The 18,577-nt window shown below is 61.2% G+C and carries 20 protein-coding genes; 18 read left to right on the top strand and 2 right to left on the bottom strand.

Features of this window, described 5'->3' with window-relative positions; genetic code table 11:
• Window positions 1-245: 245 nt before the first annotated feature.
• The gene (locus V2B23_RS17765; RefSeq protein ID WP_138870299.1) at window positions 246-713 is read right to left on the bottom strand and encodes a pyridoxamine 5'-phosphate oxidase family protein; all 468 of its coding nucleotides are present in this window, start codon (window positions 711-713) and stop codon (window positions 246-248) included.
• Window positions 714-904: 191 nt separating this feature from the next.
• Here V2B23_RS17765 and V2B23_RS17760 point away from each other — a divergent pair, with 191 nt between their 5' ends.
• From V2B23_RS17760 to V2B23_RS17705, 12 genes are all read left to right on the top strand, one after another.
• The gene (locus V2B23_RS17760; protein WP_138870298.1) at window positions 905-1,219 is read left to right on the top strand and encodes a hypothetical protein; all 315 of its coding nucleotides are present in this window, start codon (window positions 905-907) and stop codon (window positions 1,217-1,219) included.
• Between the two features lie 107 nt (window positions 1,220-1,326).
• Entirely contained in the window at window positions 1,327-2,493 is a 1,167-nt protein-coding gene (locus V2B23_RS17755) for an acyl-CoA dehydrogenase family protein (RefSeq protein WP_033231878.1), read from the top strand.
• Complete coding sequence (locus V2B23_RS17750; protein ID WP_033231789.1) at window positions 2,493-3,260, top strand: SDR family NAD(P)-dependent oxidoreductase; 768 nt, start codon at window positions 2,493-2,495, stop codon at window positions 3,258-3,260. The genes V2B23_RS17755 and V2B23_RS17750 overlap by 1 nt, the downstream gene beginning before the upstream one ends.
• Window positions 3,260-4,501 carry a CaiB/BaiF CoA transferase family protein gene (locus tag V2B23_RS17745; RefSeq protein ID WP_430951556.1) on the top strand — a complete coding sequence of 414 codons (1,242 nt, stop codon included), beginning with the start codon at window positions 3,260-3,262 and terminating at the stop codon, window positions 4,499-4,501. The genes V2B23_RS17750 and V2B23_RS17745 overlap by 1 nt, the downstream gene beginning before the upstream one ends.
• Window positions 4,501-5,322 (top strand): enoyl-CoA hydratase/isomerase family protein, encoded by an 822-nt coding sequence (locus V2B23_RS17740; protein WP_430951555.1) that lies wholly within the window; start codon window positions 4,501-4,503, stop codon window positions 5,320-5,322. Before V2B23_RS17745 ends, V2B23_RS17740 begins: the two co-directional genes overlap by 1 nt.
• A gap of 28 nt (window positions 5,323-5,350) precedes the next feature.
• Window positions 5,351-6,496 (top strand): thiolase family protein, encoded by a 1,146-nt coding sequence (locus V2B23_RS17735; protein ID WP_430951554.1) that lies wholly within the window; start codon window positions 5,351-5,353, stop codon window positions 6,494-6,496.
• Window positions 6,497-6,508: 12 nt separating this feature from the next.
• Window positions 6,509-7,657 (top strand): acyl-CoA dehydrogenase family protein, encoded by a 1,149-nt coding sequence (locus tag V2B23_RS17730; protein WP_045064746.1) that lies wholly within the window; start codon window positions 6,509-6,511, stop codon window positions 7,655-7,657.
• 151 nt (window positions 7,658-7,808) lie between these two features.
• Window positions 7,809-8,414 carry a TetR/AcrR family transcriptional regulator gene (locus V2B23_RS17725; protein ID WP_317541185.1) on the top strand — a complete coding sequence of 202 codons (606 nt, stop codon included), beginning with the start codon at window positions 7,809-7,811 and terminating at the stop codon, window positions 8,412-8,414.
• 62 nt (window positions 8,415-8,476) lie between these two features.
• Window positions 8,477-8,920 (top strand): hypothetical protein, encoded by a 444-nt coding sequence (locus tag V2B23_RS17720; protein WP_430951553.1) that lies wholly within the window; start codon window positions 8,477-8,479, stop codon window positions 8,918-8,920.
• A gap of 259 nt (window positions 8,921-9,179) precedes the next feature.
• Window positions 9,180-9,662: a VOC family protein gene (locus V2B23_RS17715; protein WP_430951552.1), complete on the top strand. Its 483-nt coding sequence runs from the start codon at window positions 9,180-9,182 to the stop codon at window positions 9,660-9,662.
• On the top strand, window positions 9,659-10,504 hold the full coding sequence (locus V2B23_RS17710) for an SDR family oxidoreductase (protein ID WP_430951551.1): 846 nt from the start codon (window positions 9,659-9,661) through the stop codon (window positions 10,502-10,504). Before V2B23_RS17715 ends, V2B23_RS17710 begins: the two co-directional genes overlap by 4 nt.
• Window positions 10,505-10,521: 17 nt before the next feature.
• A complete protein-coding gene (locus V2B23_RS17705) occupies window positions 10,522-11,166 on the top strand; it encodes a TetR/AcrR family transcriptional regulator (RefSeq protein ID WP_430951550.1) in 645 nt (214 codons plus the stop codon).
• A gap of 6 nt (window positions 11,167-11,172) precedes the next feature.
• Here the strand turns inward: V2B23_RS17705 and V2B23_RS17700 are convergent, their stop codons facing one another.
• Window positions 11,173-11,838 (bottom strand): TetR/AcrR family transcriptional regulator, encoded by a 666-nt coding sequence (locus V2B23_RS17700; protein WP_430951549.1) that lies wholly within the window; start codon window positions 11,836-11,838, stop codon window positions 11,173-11,175.
• Window positions 11,839-11,930: 92 nt separating this feature from the next.
• Here V2B23_RS17700 and V2B23_RS17695 point away from each other — a divergent pair, with 92 nt between their 5' ends.
• The 6 genes from V2B23_RS17695 (at window position 11,931) to V2B23_RS17670 (ending at window position 18,505) form a co-directional block, all read left to right on the top strand.
• The gene (locus tag V2B23_RS17695; RefSeq protein ID WP_430951548.1) at window positions 11,931-13,229 is read left to right on the top strand and encodes a hypothetical protein; all 1,299 of its coding nucleotides are present in this window, start codon (window positions 11,931-11,933) and stop codon (window positions 13,227-13,229) included.
• 11 nt (window positions 13,230-13,240) lie between these two features.
• Entirely contained in the window at window positions 13,241-14,653 is a 1,413-nt protein-coding gene (locus tag V2B23_RS17690; RefSeq protein ID WP_430951547.1) for an acyl-CoA reductase, read from the top strand.
• Window positions 14,654-14,672: 19 nt separating this feature from the next.
• Window positions 14,673-15,629: an aldo/keto reductase gene (locus V2B23_RS17685; protein WP_430951546.1), complete on the top strand. Its 957-nt coding sequence runs from the start codon at window positions 14,673-14,675 to the stop codon at window positions 15,627-15,629.
• 91 nt (window positions 15,630-15,720) lie between these two features.
• The gene (locus tag V2B23_RS17680; RefSeq protein ID WP_430951545.1) at window positions 15,721-17,166 is read left to right on the top strand and encodes an aldehyde dehydrogenase family protein; all 1,446 of its coding nucleotides are present in this window, start codon (window positions 15,721-15,723) and stop codon (window positions 17,164-17,166) included.
• Entirely contained in the window at window positions 17,163-17,594 is a 432-nt protein-coding gene (locus V2B23_RS17675; RefSeq protein ID WP_430951544.1) for a carboxymuconolactone decarboxylase family protein, read from the top strand. Before V2B23_RS17680 ends, V2B23_RS17675 begins: the two co-directional genes overlap by 4 nt.
• Window positions 17,591-18,505, top strand: coding sequence for an NAD(P)-dependent oxidoreductase (locus V2B23_RS17670; RefSeq protein WP_430951543.1), 915 nt, complete (start codon window positions 17,591-17,593; stop codon window positions 18,503-18,505). Before V2B23_RS17675 ends, V2B23_RS17670 begins: the two co-directional genes overlap by 4 nt.
• Window positions 18,506-18,577 lie beyond the last annotated feature (72 nt).

The raw sequence follows: 18,577 nt of genomic DNA, 5'->3' as shown, positions 1-18,577 counted from the left end.
CGGGTGCGGTGCCGAGGTGGGGATACTGTTCGGTCCAGCTTCCCGCGGCCGGTTTGGCGAAGTGTGGCACGGTCTACCTCTCGTTCTCATGTTCGTGTTCCGCCGCGATGCCGAAGCGTGAATTGGCTGTGCGCTGCGGCTGGTTCGGCTGGTACAGATTTCTGAAGGATGCACTCTCTCGAATGAGAATGCGATTCTCAACAACGAAATTCAGACTGCCATATGCGAATGTCAGTAGTCAACCGCTATCGCCGGAGTTTGGAGAAATCCCAGCTCACGATGTTCTCGGGAACGAGCTGGAGCCAGCCGTGCCGGCCGTCGTAACTGAAGTTCCCGCCGTCGCCTATGTACTTGTCGGCAAACAGGCGCTCGGGGGTGGTCAATGTGTCGTCCGGTTCCCCGCGGCGAGGTATTTCACCTACCTGGCGAGCCTTTCCTTCCAGCTCAACGCCGCGTAAGCCGAGGAAGTCCGTATCTCCCTCGTCGACGATGACGCTTACCCGGGGATCGAGTTCAAGGTCGGTCCACCGTCTGCTTCGGGTGAGGGAATTGAGCCAGAGTGAAGTTCCGTCCCAGACGAACCACAGGGCACTGACGTGCGGCCTTCCGCTCTGGCCGACTGTTGCCACTCGGCAGATCGGCTGTGTGGAGAGGAATGTATTGCGTTCCTCCTCCGTCATGGCGATGGCGGTTCCACGACGCTGTCCTGACATTTTTCCTCCTGCGAATAGTCAAAGAGAGCTTGATTCTCTAGTATGGAGAATATAATTTCCTAGGAAGTCGTCAATTTGGACGATCCACCGACGAGTACCTGTCGGCTCGGCCTGATTTCTTCGCGTCGACACTTGACGCCCACAGGTTCGGCCCTGCTCGGCGATCGACCTATCGAAAAGGGAGGTTCACCATGACCGCACCAATACCTTTGCGGCCGGGAGGCCAGCTCGCCAGTTCCGTGTGCACTACGCGGGTGATCGTCGTCCGCGCACCTGCAACCGGAAACCCTGTAATCGCCTGTGGGGGCAGCCCAATGGTTCCCGCTGCGCCGGGGAAGGCGGCCGCCTCGACAGTCGCCGATGCTGTCACGCTCATCGGGAAACGCTATGTAGACGCCAATCAGAGCCTCGAAGTGCTGTGCACGTCTTCCGGCGTGGGTGAACTGAGCTGCGACGGCGTTGCCATGACCCTCAAGGCTGCCAACGCGCTCCCCGCCTCCGATTGAACACGTAAACAGCAACGAAAGTCGGTGCGGGGAGTTCGGGCAACCGGGCGCCGCACCGACGAGCCTTCAGGTGATGCACAGCAGAGGAGTCGATTGTGTCCGGCGGTATGAATTTCGAACTGACCGAGGATCAGGAATTGATCCGCAAGTCGGTCGCTGAACTGGTGAAGAAGTTCGACGATCAGTACTGGATGGAGAAGGACCGGGCGCACGAGTTCCCCGTCGAGTTCTACAACGCCATCGCCGAGGGCGGTTGGCTGGGAATGACCATCCCCGAGGAATACGGCGGTCACGGGCTCGGAATCACCGAAGCCACAATACTTCTCGAAGAGGTGGCCAGGTCCGGCGGCGGCATGAACGCCGCCAGCTCGATTCACCTGTCCATCTTCGGCATGCACCCGGTGGTCGTCCACGGATCCGATGAACTCAAAGCACGAACATTGCCGCGTATCGCGTCAGGTGACCTGCACGTCTGCTTCGGAGTGACGGAACCCGGCGCCGGTTTGGACACATCTCGAATCTCGACCTTCGCCAAGCGCGACGGAGACCACTACGTGGTCAACGGACGTAAGGTGTGGATCTCGAAAGCACTTGAATCCGAGAAGATTCTGCTGCTGACGCGCACCGAGCGTTATGACGACGTCAAGAAGAAGACCGACGGAATGACGTTGTTCCTGACCGATCTGGACCGCAGTTGTGTCGACATCCGGCCGATCGCGAAGATGGGCCGAAACGCCGTCACGTCCAACGAGTTGTTCATCGACAATCTGCGGATTCCCGTCGAGGACAGGGTTGGCGAGGAAGGTAAGGGGTTCTCGTACCTCCTGGACGGCTTGAATCCGGAACGCATGCTCATCGCATCCGAGGCGCTCGGCATCGGCCGGGTGGCACTCGAGAAGGCAGTGAAGTACGCCAACGAGCGTGAGGTATTCGGTCGGCCGATCGGCATGAATCAGGGCATTCAGTTTCCGCTTGCGGACGCGCTTGCACATCTTGATGCCGCAGAACTGGTGCTGCGCAAGGCAACCTGGTTGTACGACCAGGGAAATCAGTGCGGTCGCGAAGCCAACACGGCCAAGTATCTGTGTGCCGAGGCTGGTTTTGCCGCTGCGGACCGAGCACTGCAAACTCACGGTGGGATGGGCTATTCCGAGGAATACCACGTCGCCCGCTACTTCCGTGAGGCCCGACTGATGCGGATTGCACCCATCAGCCAGGAAATGATTTTGAACTATCTGGGATCACATACTTTGGGAATGCCGAGGAGCTACTGATGACCGCAACCAATCCGATGTTCGACTTGACGGGACGATCAGCACTGGTCACCGGCGCGGCCGGCGGTATCGGCTCCGCCGTTGCGCGGGCGTTTGCGACGGCCGGAGCGACCGTGCTGGTCACCGACGTCGACGGCGACGCGGCAGCTGCTGTTGCAGAACGTATTACGGCGGCCGGCGGCAAGGCGGACAGTTTTGCCCTCGACGTCAGGGACCGTGCCGCCGCCGACGCTGCAGTGGCGCGTGCCGCCGGTTTCACCGAGGGAAAGCTGCACATCCTGGTAAACAATGCCGGAGTGACCGCGCCCGCGATGTTCAAGGATCTGGCGCAGGATTCGTTCCAGCGGATGCTCGACATCCACCTGCTCGGCGCATTCCATTGCTCGCAGGCAGCTTTGCCGTTCCTGGCTACCGACGGGACGGGGCGAATCATCAACGTGACGTCCTCGGCCGGAATCACCGGAACGCTCGGTCAGGTGAACTACTCGGCCGCGAAGGCCGGGATCATCGGCCTGACCAAGTCGTTGGCTCGGGAACTGGCGCGCAAGAACATCCTGGTCAACGCACTCGCTCCCTTGGCTGCAACGCCGATGACCGAGACCATCCGCACCGACGAGAAGTTCGCTGCCAACATGATGACGCGAATCCCGTTGCGCCGCTGGGCCGAGCCCGAGGAAATCGCAGGTGCCTTTGTGTTCCTGGCATCGAATGCCTCGTCCTTCGTCACCGGGCAGGTGCTGCCGGTGGATGGTGGCATGGTGATGTGATGTCGGATTCGGAGCCTGCCGCGGGCTCCTCTGCTACATCAGGGGGGCCGCTCGCGGGAATTACCGTGGTGACGTTGGAGCAAGCCGTCTCTGCTCCGATGTGTACGCGTACGTTGGCGGATTTCGGTGCCCGCGTGATCAAGGTCGAGAATCCGCAGGGTGGCGATTTTGCGCGAGACTACGACGACGTCGTGAATGGTCTTGCCGCACATTTTGTCTGGGCCAATCGCGGTAAGGAATCGGTCACGCTGAACTTGAAATCCGAGGCCGGGATCGAAACCATGCACAGGCTGTTGGACAAGGCTCACGTGTTGGTGTCGAACTTGGCGCCCGGTGCGATGGCACGACTTCGTCTGTCGGCGAGTGATCTGGCCGAACGGCATCCGGATCTGATCACGGTGGAAATCGACGGCTACGGCGCCGGCGGTCCGCTGTCGCACAAGCGGGCGTACGACCTTCTCGTCCAGGCGGAGTCCGGTGCATGTGCCGTGACCGGACGCCCGGGTGAGCCGGCAAAACCCGGACCGCCCGTCGCCGATATCTCCTCGGGACTGTATGCGGCGCTGTCGATCCTGGCGCTATTGTGCGGTAAGGGGCGTGGAAACGGAGGCGAACTGTCGTCGGTGTCGGTGAGTCTGTTCGACACCATGACGGAGTTGATGGGCTACCCGCTCACGTACACGAAGTACTCGGGGATCGACCAGCAACCGTTGGGGATGAGTTCGCCTGCCGTATCGCCGTACGGTTCGTACGGGACCCGAGACGGGCAGACGGTTGTTCTCGGCACGACAAACGACCGTGAATGGCAGCGACTTGCCCGCGAGATACTGGAGCGTCCCGACCTGGCGGACGACACACGATTTGCCGGCAACTCCGGGAGGGTCCGTCATCGGGACATTCTCGATGAGGCCATCGAATCGTGGTGTGGTCAACACGATCTCGAGCACATTCAGAAGACTGCCGACGCGGCCGGAATCGGAAACTCTCGCTACAACCTCCCTAGTGAAGTGCTCGAGCACCCACAACTGAGTGCTCGTGACCGCTGGCGGCAGGTCGACACATCTGCCGGTCCGATCGAGGCACTGCTGCCGCCGCCGATCATCGCCGGCTTCGATCCGCCGATGGGGGCGGTACCGGGACTCGGTCAGCACACGGATCGTGTTCTCGCGGACTTCGGTTTCACCGGGGACGACATCGCCGAGTTGCGCGGCGGCGGCGCGATCGGACCGGCGTACTGCTGATGGCACACGAGAAAAACACATCGGTGGCGCCCGGACCCGTCCTGCTGAGCGACGACCGCGACGGTGTTCGGACACTGACGCTCAACCGTCCGCACCGTAAGAATGCGATCAACCCGGAACTATGGGCAGCGCTGCGTGATTCGCTGGTATCCCTCGAGACCAACCGCGACGTCCGGGCGTTGGTCATCGAGGGGGCAGGCGGTGCGTTCTGTTCGGGCGCGGATCTGTCGGAAATCGCCGATATCCACCCCATGCACAAGTTGCGCGTCCTCACCGATGTTGCCCTGCTGCTCCACGAACTGCCGATACCGACCGTCGCCAAGGTGTCCGGGGTGGCCGTCGGTGCAGGGTGGAATCTGGCGCTCGGGTGCGACCTGGTGGTGGCCACGCCCGAATCGACGTTTTCGCAGATCTTCTCCAAGCGTGGGTTGTCATTGGACCTCGGCGGATCATGGCTGCTGCCGAAACTTGTCGGTCTGCAACAGGCCAAACGCCTTGTATTGCTCGCCGAGACCATCGGCGCCGAGGAAGCCGAGGCTCTCGGTTTGGTGACCTGGGTTGTGCCGCAATCGGAGATCGACGGATATGCGCGCGAGCTGGCACAGCGTTTGGCGTCAGGACCACCTATCGCACTGGCGCAGAGTAAATCGTTGTTGAACGAAGGCGCCGACCGCACGATGCGGGATGCGCTCGCCAACGAGGCACGCGCGCAGGCAATGAATTTCGGTACCTCCGACGCACCGGAGGCGTACGCCGCGTTCGCGGAGAAACGTGAACCTCGATTTGCCGGCCGCTGGGCCGTGCCGCGAATCGGTAGTTGAACAGAATCAGTTCGGAGAGTGGAGAGACATGCGTGAAGTTGTAATCGCCGAAGCAGTTCGGACTCCGGTGGGTAAGCGCAACGGCGGGTTGTCGAGCGTGCATCCGGCGGACTTGTCCGCAGTGGTCCTCGCTGCCCTGGCCGAGCGCACCGGAATAGATCCCGGCGTCGTCGACGACGTGATCTGGGGTTGCGTCTCCCAGGTCGGCGACCAGTCGAGCAATATCGGCCGCTACTCGGTACTCGCGGCGGGATGGCCCGAGTCCATCCCGGGTACGACGGTCAACCGAGCGTGCGGTTCGAGTCAGCAGGCACTCGATTTTGCGGTGCACGCCGTCATGTCGGGTCAGCAGGATGTTGTTGTCGCGGGTGGCGTCGAGGTCATGAGTCGGGTTCCGCTGGGCGCGGCCAAGGCGTCCGGGCAGCCCTATGGTCCCAAAGTCTTCGAGCGCTATGACAATTTCTCGTTCAATCAGGGATTGTCGGCCGAGGCCATCGCACAGAAGTGGGCTCTCACGCGTACACATCTCGACGAGTTCTCCGCCCTCTCACACGAGCGCGCCGCCGCGGCCCAGGATGACGGCGCTTTCGAAAGCCAGATCGTTTCGGTGACAACCGATTCCGGAGTTGTCTCGATCGACGAAGGTATTCGCCGCGGCACCTCGGTGGAGACTCTCGCGAAGTTGAAGCCTGCATTCGCCGATGACGGAGTCATTCACGCGGGTAACTCGTCGCAGATTTCCGACGGCGCCGCAGCACTGTTGGTGACGACGCCGGAGCGGGCACGCCAGCTCGGATTGACGCCGATCGTTCGCTACTGCGCAGGCGCCGTGACCGGCTCCGATCCGGTGCTCATGCTCACCGGTCCGATTCCGGCGACGGACAAGGTCTTGAAGAAGGCTCGGGTCGACTTGAACGAGGTCGGAGTGTTCGAGGTCAACGAAGCCTTCGCGTCGGTGCCGCTGGCGTGGCTCGCGGAAACCGGTGCGGATCCGGCATTGGTCAACCCCCTCGGCGGCGCGATCGCGCTCGGACATCCGCTCGGTGGTTCCGGAGCGGTTCTGATGACTCGAATGATCCATCACATGCGCTACAACGGAATTCAGTACGGATTGCAAACAATGTGTGAGGGTGGCGGCACCGCAAACGCCACGCTCGTCGAACTGGCTGTGTGAGGAAGAGACAAAATGCGTAGAGAAGTGTTCACTCCCGATCACGAGTCATTCCGTAAGCTCGCCCGCGATTTCATCGAGAAGCACGTTGTCCCCGAGTATCCGTCGTGGGAAAAGGCCGGCCAGATGCCGCGGGCAACTTTCGAACAACTCGGCTCGTTGGGGCTGCTCGGTACCGCAATCCCCGAGGAGTACGGGGGAGCGGGAATGCCCGACTATCGGTACAACGTCATTTTGCAAGAGGAGTCGGCGCGCGCTCTGGTCACCTTGAGTACGGTCCGCACACAACTCGATGTGATCCTTCCGTATTTCCTTGCCTACGCTAACGAAGAGCAGCGATCACGTTGGTTCCCCGGGTTGGCGGCAGGAACACTTCTCTCGGCGATCGCGATGACCGAACCGGGTACCGGTTCCGATCTTGCGGGCGTACGCACCACTGCGGTGCGCGACGGGGACGAGTACGTGATCAACGGTGCCAAGACATTCATCACCGGCGGCTTGCTCGCCGATCTCGTGATCGTTGTCGCGCGCACGTCGACGGATCCGGAGAATCGACGCGCTGGTCTTTCACTGCTGGTAGTCGAGGATGGAATGCCCGGGTTCACTCGCGGGCGTGTTCTCGACAAGATGGGCTGCAAGGTTCAGGACACAGTCGAGTTGTCGTTCGACAATGTGCGAGTGCCTGCTGCTAACAGATTGGGTGACGAAGGCGCCGCGTTCGGTTACCTCGGTCGCAATCTTCCGCAGGAGCGGATGACTGTTGCTGTCGGTTCGGTGGCTCAGGCTCGGGCCGCAGTGACGGCAACTATCGAGTACGTCAAGGAACGCAAGGCTTTCGGGACGCCGGTTGCGTCGTTCCAGAATACGAAGTTCGAATTGGCGGCGATGTCGGCGGAGATCGAGGCCGGGCAGACGATGATCGATCGGGCGGTTCTCGATCTGGTCGACGGCGAGTTGTCGGGTGCTGATGCAGCGCGGGTCAAGTTGTTCTGCACCGAAATGCAAGCGCGCGTGGTCGACCGATGCCTTCAGCTTTTCGGTGGTTACGGCTACATGATGGAGTATCCGATCGCGCGGCTGTACACAGATGCTCGGGTGGCCCGTATTTATGCAGGTACGAGCGAAGTTATGAAGGTGATCATCGCGAAGTCCCTCGGGTTGTAGGCAATTTAGGGTTTTTGCGCTCGCGGCGACACCGAAAAGCGGCAGATTAACTGTGTCCTGTTGCACAACTTAATCTTTGATGAGACGCTTGTCACAGAGCTGAAAACAACCTACTGTGTGTTCAGTAGGTTGCTTTGAGCAGAGGAGTTCGATGTCCGCGCAGCGCCCGTACGCCACTCTTTTAGCAAAGGGCGAAGACCGGAAACAGCTCATCCTTTCCGCTGCTCAGCGACTTCTTGCTCTAAACGGGTGGCGCAGTACGACGCTTGCGCAGATCGCCGGTGAAGCCGGTGTGACGTCGGCTGGACTTTTGCACCACTTCGAGTCCAAAGAACAGTTACTGCATGCCGTGCTCGACGCGCGGGATGCAGATGACGACGCTCATGCTGATCGAACCGGCGATGTCATAGAACAGCTCGAGCAAGTGGGTGCGCGGTTCGAACGCTCGCCTCACTTGATCGGGATGTACTCGGTGCTTCTGATCGAGAGTTTGGATCCGGAAGCCCCGTTGCATGGTCGCCTGCTCGCTCGGCAGCGTGCGGCAATCGACACGATTGCCGCAGGTATTCTGCGCGGTCAACGCGCAGGAAAATACCGCAATGATATTGACCCGGCCGTCAAGGCCGTAGAGATTGTCGCGTTTCTCAACGGAATGGAGACCTCATGGCTGCTCGATCGTTCGATTCCACTGACCGAAATATTCAAGGACTACACGCAATCGCTGACTCGACAGCTCGCGCTCGCCGGCACAGCCTGAGGTACCGTCTGGCAGTCCTCGCTCCGAGCGTTGCCGACGTAGTGCGCCATGCAGGCGGGTGGATGTTCGACCAGGTAATGGCTGGCTGGGACGTCACGGTGATCGTCGAAAAGCACGAGAACACTCGGCCGTTGCAGATCCTCGGGGCAACCACGTTGGATTTGGAGTCCGTGATGGCCTCGCCCAACGGGCCGCGCCCGCAGGCGATTGCTCTGGCTGGTGATCTGTTCGAGTCCAATGCGATGGTGCGTGAAGGATTGCTCGATACCCTCGATCGCGGCATTATCGACGTCACGTTGTGGGGTGACAACGTCCCGAGCGATCTTGCTCATCACTTCGGGCCGAGCTCGCACCAGTTGAGCCGCGCTGCAATGGTTTTCAAGTCACACGCACTCGCGGCCGCATCCAGCTCACCCGATCCTGTCACCGCGACCGAAATGTTTCGTGGGGTCAGTCTGTTCGGCAAGTGTCCGGCAGACGGAGTGAACCTCGTGTCAGTCGGTTAGTGAATTACTTCCCGCGCACAGTCCGGTGCGGGAAGGATCGAGAAGCCACATGCTCCGGGTGTTGATGCGCGTGAACGTGCATCGACAGCCGGAGCATTGTTGTGTAAAGCTTTGTTCGCGTGCCGCTTTGCGGGGATCCCGCAATTCTCTTGCATTACGGGCTCCGGGGTGAGAATATTCTTCTCATGCCAAAGAATCTTGTTCTGGGTGTCGTGCGCGTACGGGTGTCACAGGCGCCGCAGATCGATGTGGCCGCGGAATGAAGGCCGAAGATCTCTTCCATCTCGGGATCGTCACCGAGACCTTCGAGCAGACCAGGGACGAACTGTCGTCGCTGTTCGGGTACGAATGGGGCCCTGAGGTCGGTGGCCCGATCGACGTCACATTGCCGAGCGGTGATGCCACGGTTGACCTGCGATGTGCGTATTCGGTGACCGCTCCGCGCGTGGAAATCGTTCGCGCCGTTCCACAGTCGACGCTGTGGGATGCAAGTAGAGGACAAGGCATCCATCATGTCGGGTACTGGTCCGACGACGTCGCGGCAGACTCCGCAGAACTTGCCGGCCACGGATACGTCACCGAGGCAACACGTCTCGGGCCCGATGGCATACCGTTCTTCTCCTTCCAGCGCAGTCCGTGGGGATTTCGGATCGAACTCGTGAGCAGAACCGCGAAGAGCGGCCTCGAACAGTGCTGGGCGACACCACTCGCGCGGGAACCGGAAGTTGGTGCGAAGTCATGACAACTGTCGGAATTGTGACCGGCGCGGGGCGTGGCATGGGTTTTGCCTGCGCACGGCGTCTGACCGACTCGGTGGACCGTTTGCTGCTGGTCGACCTGGACCCGGAAACCGTGGCGGCAGCAGCAGCTGAACTTTCCGGGACCGGCAGCGCCGTCGTAGAGCCATTTGTTCTCGATGTCACGGACGCAGTCGGGCTTGCTCGTCTAGTCGATCGAGTACGTGAACTCGGAACCTTGCGGTCGGTCGCACATGTCGCCGGAATCTCGCCGACCATGGCCGACTGGCGCAGAATCTTTTCTGTCGATCTTGTGGGTACCGCGTTGCTTGCGGAAGCGTTGCGCCCGCTCGCCACGGTTGGCACGGCAATGGTGTGTTTTGCGTCCATGGCGCCGACACTGGCGTCGCTCGAGCCGGACGCTGCCACCGCTGCGGCATTGGAAGATCCTCTGCGAGAGAACTTTCTGGACGAGATCTACGAAGCGGTCGGGCCCGCGATCGAACACACCGGCGCCGCGTACGCATGGGCGAAATACGGTGTTCAGCGTTTCGTGAAACACGAGGCCGTGCGATTGGGAGCCGTCGGCGCACGCGTGTGCTCGCTGTCGCCCGGACTGATCGACACCCCTCAGGGCCGACAAGAAGCGGAGAACAACGCGCATCTGAGTGCGCTGGTCACGCAGACGCCTCTTGCTCGGACCGGTACGGCTGACGAAGTAGCAGCAGTCGTGTCGTTCCTGCTCTCGGACGACGCCAGCTTCCTCAACGGAACAGATATTCTCGTCGACGGTGGAATCTGCGCCGCGGTGCATACCAGCGGTGGACTGAGTGCGGCTCGTTCGTGACGGGGTATCTTCTTCCGATGGACATGAGTGGTTCGACCACCGAGCCGGCACAAGATCTGGCAACCCGAATCGCTGCGCGGGCCTTGGCAGATCGAGGCGCTGTGTATGCGAGCGAGGTTCGCCGATTGCTTGACGCCGCGTTGGTGGTCATCAGATCGCTGGGAACGAACTCACGTCCTCGGGTCGCCGATATCGTGGCGCAAGCGGGACTGTCCAACGATGTCTTCTATCGGCATTTCAAATCGAAAGATGCACTGGTTTCGGCAATCTTGGAGGATGGCTCGGAGCGTTTGACGACGTATGTTGCGCATCAGATGGACAAGGAGAACACCCCGGAGGGGAAGATTCGGCGGTGGGTCGAGGGCGTCCTTTCCCAGGCCGACGAAGACTCGGCAGCCACTACCCGAGCGGTGCTCTGGAATGCGGGTGGGACGGGCGTCGGCGCAGTATCGGGGCCACCGTCGGCGAGCGGTCCACTGGCGACCCTGCTGCGTGGTCCCCTTGCGGAACTGGGCAGCGCAGCACCGGAGTTCGATGCCACATTGGCGGCACACGCAACAGTCGGAAAGCTCTCCGACTACCTCTGGCAGCGGATTCAGCCTACCGATTCGGATATCGACCGGATCACCGAATTCTGTTTACGCACAATAACGCCCGCCTAGTCGAACTCAATCGGGTCTGAGACTTCGAAGAAACAGTGCTACCGCGGACTGAACATGTCGTTCTTGATCTGCCGGGTCGTGCACAATTCCGAACGAGGCCAGGCGGGCCGGACCGCCGGACGCCATGCCGAGAAAGAGTTCGGCGAGTACGTCTGGTTCCTCGGCGACGATCTCGCCGGCTTCGGCATGCCGCACGAGTAGATCTGTGACCAACTGTTTACGTGGCCAGAATCCCGTTCCGTGCGTCCGACGGGCGATGTCCGGAAAGCGTTCCGCGTAGGTGATCGCGATCTGTTCGAGTTTGATCATGGACGGGTTCAGGGCGCGGCTCAGTGCCGTCCTCGCGATGGTGGTCAACGCGACTTCCAGGTTGTCGAGATCAGGCGCAGGTGGTTCTGGCACAGGCCAATCCGTGCGTTGGACAGCCCAGCCGAGAACCGAGCGGAAGACTGCTTCCTTGGTGGGGAATCGCGTGTACAGCGTTGGTTTGGTAGTGCCGGCCGCGGCAGCGATGGCATTCATGGACGTCCCCTCGTATCCATGCTCGAGGAACATGGCGAGGGCGCCTTCGCGTATGGCGTGATCCAGCGCGGTGGCTTGCTCGAGAGTGGGGCGCCCCCCGCGGCTTCGGCGTGCTCCGGCTGCGCCCGGTTCGGACTTGTACGACGTCATGAACATCAGTGTGCCAGTCGAACTCAGCTATAGACAGAAAACTAAACCAATGGGTAAAGTTAATTCCGGGGGCCACATCGACTGGAGGCACAATGTCAGGGACGACCACACAGCGAGATGAGATCGTCGAGCGACTCGACGCGCGATTCCAGGAACTGCGTGAGCAGGTACCGGTACTGAAGCAGCGGGCAGGCGACGAGGGGATCACCGAAATCGCACGCCGCGAGGACATGATTCCGCTGCTGTTTCCGCATACCACGTACAAGAGTTACCCGGAATCGTTGATCGCCAAAGGTCAATGGGCACAGCTTAATCGGTGGCTCGATTCGCTTTCGGCACATCGTGTCGAGGGCGTGGACGTGTCGGACGTCGTCGACGTCGACGGGTATATCGATGCTCTCGAGGCAGTCGGGCACCTGGTGTCGAGTTCGAGCGGGACGAGCGGAAAGAGTTCCTTCCTCAACAAGTCCGTGCGGGATCGCGAAGTGTCCATGCAGAACATGCTGGACTGCCTGACCGACTTGGGAATTCATCGCGACAACTCGTGGCACGTCATACCGGTCGGGCCGGAAACCGGCTTGAGTGGACACAACGCCATGCGCGACCTCATCTACAAGGAGTACGGCCGCCCCGACGGAATCGAACCGCCATCGGGTGCGGGGGCAAGCGGTCACTATGCGTACATGGCGCGTCTGTCCGCCATGCGAAAGGCGATGGCCGACGGGACCGCTGCACCGGACGAGCTCGCTACCCATGAGGCAGCAGCCGCTGCCCGTCAAGCGGAAAACGAACGCCGCCTGCGTCATTGGGCCGAGCAGATCATCGAACACCGCACCGAGAAGATCTTCTTCAATTCTCAGTTCCCGAACCTGTTCCGCCTCACCGAGATTCTGCGAGAACTCGGAATGAAGGAGGGCGACATCACGGGGGAGAATGCAATGACTGCGGGCGGCGGGCTCAAGGGTATGTCGTTGCCGGCCGACTATCAGAACCAGATCTTCCGGATGCTGAATATCGATCCGAGCCGGTTCTTTCACTACTACTCGATGCAAGAGCTGAATATTCGTTTGCCGAAGTGCGTGTCGGGTCGATACCACGTTCCTTCGGAGCTGGTTCTGTTCGTTCTCGACAAGAACGGCGAATCGCTTGCACCGGAGTCGGACGGCAAGGTGGAAGGCCGCGCCGCGTTCTTCGACACCACCGTCGACGGACGTTGGGGCGGAACGATCACCGGAGACAAAATCTCGGTCGAACTCGGTGAATGCTCCTGTGGCCGAACCGGCCCCACGGTTGACGCAGACATCACCCGCTACTCCGATCTGGCAGACGACGACAAGATCACCTGTGCCGGCACCACGGACGCGTACGTCCGCGGATTCCTCGAGGACTGAGAGAAACATTTATGACCACGTCATCAACACTCGCACCGAGCAAGTCCAAGATCCGGGTACCCCACTTCATTCGAGGCAAGCTCGTCTGGGGTGAGGATACCGAGTACCTGTCGCGGGACTTCGGGGTTCCGTTTGTCACGCCCGCTCTGGAACTGAACAGATTATTCGTGCCACGCACCGAACCCGGACCGGCATTCGACGTGCCGGTCACGGACATCATCGACTTCCTGGTCGAGACGGCAAAGCACCTCACGCTCGAGACAAACGAGTACCTGCAGGAATCCCTCGAGATGACCCTTCAGGTCAGCGCGCTGCCCAGGCGAATCATCGAGAACACTTTTGCGCGGCCGGGACAGTTCCTGACGCGGGAGGCGATGGAATACCGTCTTGACCGCACCTTCGGCGATCGCAACCTCCTCGACGGATGGGTGGAACGCACCGACCCCAACGGTCGTGTGAGCCGGGTCCGGGCATTCCCGCCCAGACTCGTGCACATGCTTGCCGGAAACTCGCCGAGCGCCGCCATGACGTCGATCGCCGACGCGGCGCTTGTCAAGGCCGTCAACGTCTTCAAGATGCCCTCGGCCGACCCGTTCACCACAGTGGCGGTACTGCGCACCATGTCCGACATCGAACCAGATCATCCGATCCTGCGCTCGATGTCCGCCGTGTACTGGCGCGGCGGCGACGAGAAGGTCGAGAGCGTGCTCTACCGCTCCCAGTACTTCGACAAGCTTGTGGCGTGGGGTGGTGGCCCCGCCATCGAGAACGCCGCGAAGTACGCCGGTCCTGGCTTCCAGCTGATCTCCTTCGACCCCAAGGTTTCGATGTCCGTCATCGGACGCGAAGCCTTCGAGTCCGAAGAAACCCTCCGTGAGGTAGCGGAGTTGGCAGCGTCCGACGCCACGATCTTCAACCAGGACGCATGCCTTGCGGCGCGTCACATTGCCGTCGAGGGTGACATCGAGCAGGTGGATCGCTTCTGTGCGTTGCTGTGTGAGCGTCTGGGAGTCGACCGCGACTTTGCCGAGGCCGTTGGCCCCAAGACGCCGCGCGATATTCGCGAAGAAGTTGAGGGCATGCGATTCCTCGAGCCCGACTACCGCATCTGGGGCAGCTATGACGGCAGTGGTCTTGTTGTCCGCTCACCGGAACCGGTGGACTTCCACCCGACCAACAAGACGGTCAACGTCGTCCCCATTGCATCGATGGCCGATGCGGCACATTTCGCGACGGTGGCAACACAGACCGTGGGTGTCTACCCGACACACCGCAAGCCTGAGGTTCGAGATCGACTGGCAACAGCGGGAGTTCAGCGTGTGGTGAAGCTGGGTAGCGCGTTGACCGGCAGTATGGGCAGCCCGCACGACGGCATGTACCCGCTGCATCGATTTGTCAACTGGGTAGTGGACGACGATGCCTGAAGCCGGGAGTAGCGCTGGTATGCCTCTGCGAGTGCTCGGTAGATCCGGACTACGTGTCAGTGAAATGTGTCTGGGCGCCATGACGTTCGGAACGGACTGGGGTTTCGGAGCAGACGAGTCCACCTGTCAGGGCATCTACAAGGAGTTCCGCAGTGCCGGTGGCAATTTCATCGATACGGCGAATAACTACACCAACGGTGCGAGCGAGACGATTCTCGGGCGGCTGATCGCTTCCGAGCGCGACGATGTCGTCGTGAGTACCAAGTACACGCTGCCGACGCATCCGGGTGATCCCAATTCGGGTGGAAATCATCGGAAAAGCCTGCGTCGCAGTGTCGAAGAGAGTCTGCGTCGCCTCGGCACCGACTACATCGACTTGTTGTGGGTGCATGCGTGGGATCGGCAGACGCCGGCCGAGGAGACGCTCCGCGGACTCGACGATCTGGTCCGCAGTGGCAAGGTCTTGGCGCTCGGTGTCACCAACACGCCGGCCTGGGTGGTTGCCCGCTCGAATGCAATCGCCGAGCTGCGCGGTTGGAGTGCGTACTGCGCCATGCAGGTCGAATACTCCTTGGTGGCACGAAGTCCCGACCGTGAGCTTCTTCCGATGGCGAGCGAATTGGATGTGGCCGTGTGCGCGTGGAGTCCCTTGGCTCGCGGCTTGCTTGCCGGAAAGGGTGACCCCGAACGACTCTCGCCTGCCGGTCGGGAGGCCCGAACCGCTGCCGGCGACATTGCAGCCGAACTCGGAGTCAGCCCTGCGCAGGTTGCCTTGGCGTGGGTCATACGTCGCGGGCTCATGCCGTCGATCGGCGCGCGGACGGTGGAACAGCTTCGAGACAACCTCGGCGCACTGCATGTGACGCTCGACGAGGGGCAACAGGAGCGTCTCGACGCTGCATCGCGGGTACGACTCGGCTACCCGCACGACTTCCTGAACGAGCGGCGCGCGGTGTTGGAGCCGCAGGAGTTGTAGCGACGCTGCTCAGTTTTGGAAAGCATCGACAAAGAGTCGGCACTTTGTTAGATTCTCAACATAAGAGTCGGCTTATTACGTCATCTTGTAGATGGGAAGTGCGTTGGACAAGCTCGATCATTGGATCGCCGGTAGTGCGGTGATGCCGACCAGTGCCGACTACATGGCTGTTACAGATCCGGCAACCGGATGTGAGGCAAGGCAGCTCGCGTGCGGCAATGCTCACGACGTCGACCTTGCGGTTAAGGCTGCGTCTGCCGCCGAAACGACATGGAAGCAGATACCGGCGCTTGCTCGGGCGCGGTTGTTCGGTGACCTCGCCCGGGCCATGCGCGCCGATTCCGCGGAGTTGGCCCGGTTGGAGATCAGTGAAACCGGTAAGCCGGAGGCCGTGGCGCTGGCTGAAGTCGAGAACTCGGCGACGTACTTCGATTTCTACGGCGGACTGATCGGCATGCCCGCGGGTGACACTCTCGACGTCGCACCGGATCAGCATGTGTACACCCGCCGTGAGGCTTTCGGAGTAATCGGTGTCATCACGCCGTGGAATGTGCCACTGAACCAGGCAGCGAGGGCGTGCGCACCAGCTTTGGCAGCCGGCAACACGGTGGTGGTCAAACCGTCGGAGAGCACGTCGGCGTCGACCGTTCGGTTGGCCCAACTCGCGTCCGAAGTGGGTTTTCCGCCCGGAGTATTCAACGTGGTTCTCGGTACCGGACAGGATGCCGGCGCCGCAGTGGTGGCCCATCCGGATGTGTCCAAGGTGGCGTTTACCGGGTCTGTGGGCACCGGGCGTGCCATCGGGCGTATTGCCGCCGACCGAATCATCCCGGTCACACTGGAATTGGGCGGGAAGTCCGCCAACATCATCTTTGCCGACGCCGATGTGGAGAAGGCGGTCGCAGGTTCGCTGCTCGCATTCACGGCCAATGCCGGCCAGGTGTGTTCAGCCGGAACCAGGCTCCTGGTTCATCGGTCGATCCACGACGAGGTCGTACGCAAATTGGCTGCGGGCGCCGCAGCAGTGCGTCCCGGGCGCGATATCGGCCCGCTCATCACGAGGGCGCAGTTCGAACGGGTGCAGGAATATTTCGAAATCGCGGAATCCGAAGGCGCCCAGGCGGTAACCGGAGGGACCGTGTCTGCGGTGGCGAAGGAGACCGGCGGCTTCTACATCGATCCCACGGTGTACATCGGAGTCGACAACTCGGCTCGGATCGCGCGCGAAGAGATATTCGGACCGGTGGTTCTCGTGCTCGCGTTCGATACCGAAGACGAGGCGATCGAACTGGCCAACGACTCGGATTACGGACTGGTAGCCGGTGTTTGGACCAGCAATGTGTCGCGGGCACTGCGGGTCAGCGAGTGGATCCGAGTTGGTCAGGTGTTTGTCAACACCTGGTCGACCGGATCCGTGCAGACTCCGTTCGGCGGGTGGAAGAACAGCGGTTACGGGCGCGAAAAGGGCGTGGAGGCACTCCATCACTACAGCCAGGTCAAGTGTGTGACCATCAAATTCGAGGGAGATTCACAGTGACACAAGAGAGCCCGCTTGATCTGGCTCACCAGACCGCCTTCGAGGCCGGTTTGGCAGTGCGTAGGGAAGTCCTCGGTGCGGAGTACGTCGATGCGGCTATGACCCGTAATGCCGGGACTGACGGCGAAGAATTGCAGAAGTTCGTGAGCGAGTTCGTGTGGGGCGGTGCATGGACCAGGCCAGGCCTGGACCGACGGAGTCGTTCGCTGATCAATCTCGGAATTCTGATCGCCCTCAGCCAGCCACATGAGTTGTCCGTCCACGTTCGCGTGGGTCTGAGCAACGGCCTGACTCGCACAGAGATCACCGAAGCCGTTATCCACGCCACGGCCTACGTGGGAGTGCCCATGGGCATGGCGGCGATGCGAGTGGTTCAGGAAACCCTGACTGCCGAATTAGGCCCCCTCACCGCGGAGGTCTCCGCATGAGCGTGATTCCGTTGCCGGGCAAAAGTGTCGGCCTGGTCGGGCTGGGTGCGATGGGTGGCCCGATTGCCCGCAACTTCGTCAACTCCGGCCAACAGTTGATCGTCCGTGACGCCGACGCCGCATCGCAGCAACGGTTTCTCGACAGTCATCCGAGCGCCGTGGGCACAACGGATTTCGCGGACTTCGCGAAGTGTGATGTGGTGGTGCTCGTCCTGCCGACCAGTGACATCGTAGATGCCGTGGTTCTCGGTGAGGGGGGACTACTGTCGCAACTGCAGGCAGGTAGCACCATCGTGGACATGGGATCGAGCATTCCGGACCGCACTCAGAAGTTGGCTGAAGCAGCCGCCGAGCAGGGTATTCGAGTGGTCGACGCCCCGGTCAGTGGCGGAGTCGGACGTGCGCTGAAGGCGGATCTTGCCGTGATGGCGGGCGGTGACGCCGATGTGGTCGCAGAGGTTCTGCCGCTCCTGCGTGCTACCGGTACGGCAATCATCCACGTCGGTCCGGTTGGCTCGGGACACGCTGCAAAGGCACTCAACAACCTTCTTGCAGCCAACGGTCTTGTTGCCGCAGCCGAGGCGATGTTGGTGGGCCGCAAATTCGGTATCGATCCGGCGACGCTACTTTCGGTGATCAATGCCAGTAGTGGCCGGAACCAGGCAACGGAGACGAAGTACGAAAAGTTTGTTCTTTCGGGAACATTCGACTCGGGTTTCGCCGCAACTCTGATGCGCAAGGACATCGGTATCGCCTTGGATCTGGCTCGTTCTCAGGACGTATCCACTGTTCTGGGTGACACGCTCGGAAAGATCTGGGAAACCGCTGTCGAAGGCTTGGCTCCGGGGGCGGACCAAACCGAGGTCGTGCGATACCTCGAGGAGCCTGCCCAGGTGTCGCTTCACGATTAGCTCAGTGGGCGTGACGCGAGGCGCGTACCCCTCATTCCATGACACCTCGTCGGGTGCGAAGATGATTCGAAT

Origin of the sequence: Rhodococcus sp. 24CO (assembly GCF_050586165.1) — a bacterium.
In the GTDB taxonomy this organism is placed as follows: Bacteria; Actinomycetota; Actinomycetes; order Mycobacteriales; family Mycobacteriaceae; genus Rhodococcus_F.
Note: the sequence above shows the minus strand (reverse complement) of the source record. Positions and strands in the feature narration are given on the sequence as shown.

What these genes read in the sequence shown, in the direction of transcription:
- V2B23_RS17765 (WP_138870299.1), bottom strand. Translation starts at nt 713, where the DNA reads ATGTCAGGACAGCGTCGTGGAACCGCCATCGCCATGACGGAGGAGGAA.
- V2B23_RS17760 (WP_138870298.1), top strand. Translation starts at nt 905, where the DNA reads ATGACCGCACCAATACCTTTGCGGCCGGGAGGCCAGCTCGCCAGTTCC.
- V2B23_RS17755 (WP_033231878.1), top strand. Translation starts at nt 1,327, where the DNA reads ATGAATTTCGAACTGACCGAGGATCAGGAATTGATCCGCAAGTCGGTC.
- V2B23_RS17750 (WP_033231789.1), top strand. Translation starts at nt 2,493, where the DNA reads ATGACCGCAACCAATCCGATGTTCGACTTGACGGGACGATCAGCACTG.
- V2B23_RS17745 (WP_430951556.1), top strand. Translation starts at nt 3,260, where the DNA reads ATGTCGGATTCGGAGCCTGCCGCGGGCTCCTCTGCTACATCAGGGGGG.
- V2B23_RS17740 (WP_430951555.1), top strand. Translation starts at nt 4,501, where the DNA reads ATGGCACACGAGAAAAACACATCGGTGGCGCCCGGACCCGTCCTGCTG.
- V2B23_RS17735 (WP_430951554.1), top strand. Translation starts at nt 5,351, where the DNA reads ATGCGTGAAGTTGTAATCGCCGAAGCAGTTCGGACTCCGGTGGGTAAG.
- V2B23_RS17730 (WP_045064746.1), top strand. Translation starts at nt 6,509, where the DNA reads ATGCGTAGAGAAGTGTTCACTCCCGATCACGAGTCATTCCGTAAGCTC.
- V2B23_RS17725 (WP_317541185.1), top strand. Translation starts at nt 7,809, where the DNA reads ATGTCCGCGCAGCGCCCGTACGCCACTCTTTTAGCAAAGGGCGAAGAC.
- V2B23_RS17720 (WP_430951553.1), top strand. Translation starts at nt 8,477, where the DNA reads ATGTTCGACCAGGTAATGGCTGGCTGGGACGTCACGGTGATCGTCGAA.
- V2B23_RS17715 (WP_430951552.1), top strand. Translation starts at nt 9,180, where the DNA reads ATGAAGGCCGAAGATCTCTTCCATCTCGGGATCGTCACCGAGACCTTC.
- V2B23_RS17710 (WP_430951551.1), top strand. Translation starts at nt 9,659, where the DNA reads ATGACAACTGTCGGAATTGTGACCGGCGCGGGGCGTGGCATGGGTTTT.
- V2B23_RS17705 (WP_430951550.1), top strand. Translation starts at nt 10,522, where the DNA reads ATGGACATGAGTGGTTCGACCACCGAGCCGGCACAAGATCTGGCAACC.
- V2B23_RS17700 (WP_430951549.1), bottom strand. Translation starts at nt 11,838, where the DNA reads ATGACGTCGTACAAGTCCGAACCGGGCGCAGCCGGAGCACGCCGAAGC.
- V2B23_RS17695 (WP_430951548.1), top strand. Translation starts at nt 11,931, where the DNA reads ATGTCAGGGACGACCACACAGCGAGATGAGATCGTCGAGCGACTCGAC.
- V2B23_RS17690 (WP_430951547.1), top strand. Translation starts at nt 13,241, where the DNA reads ATGACCACGTCATCAACACTCGCACCGAGCAAGTCCAAGATCCGGGTA.
- V2B23_RS17685 (WP_430951546.1), top strand. Translation starts at nt 14,673, where the DNA reads ATGCCTCTGCGAGTGCTCGGTAGATCCGGACTACGTGTCAGTGAAATG.
- V2B23_RS17680 (WP_430951545.1), top strand. Translation starts at nt 15,721, where the DNA reads ATGGGAAGTGCGTTGGACAAGCTCGATCATTGGATCGCCGGTAGTGCG.
- V2B23_RS17670 (WP_430951543.1), top strand. Translation starts at nt 17,591, where the DNA reads ATGAGCGTGATTCCGTTGCCGGGCAAAAGTGTCGGCCTGGTCGGGCTG.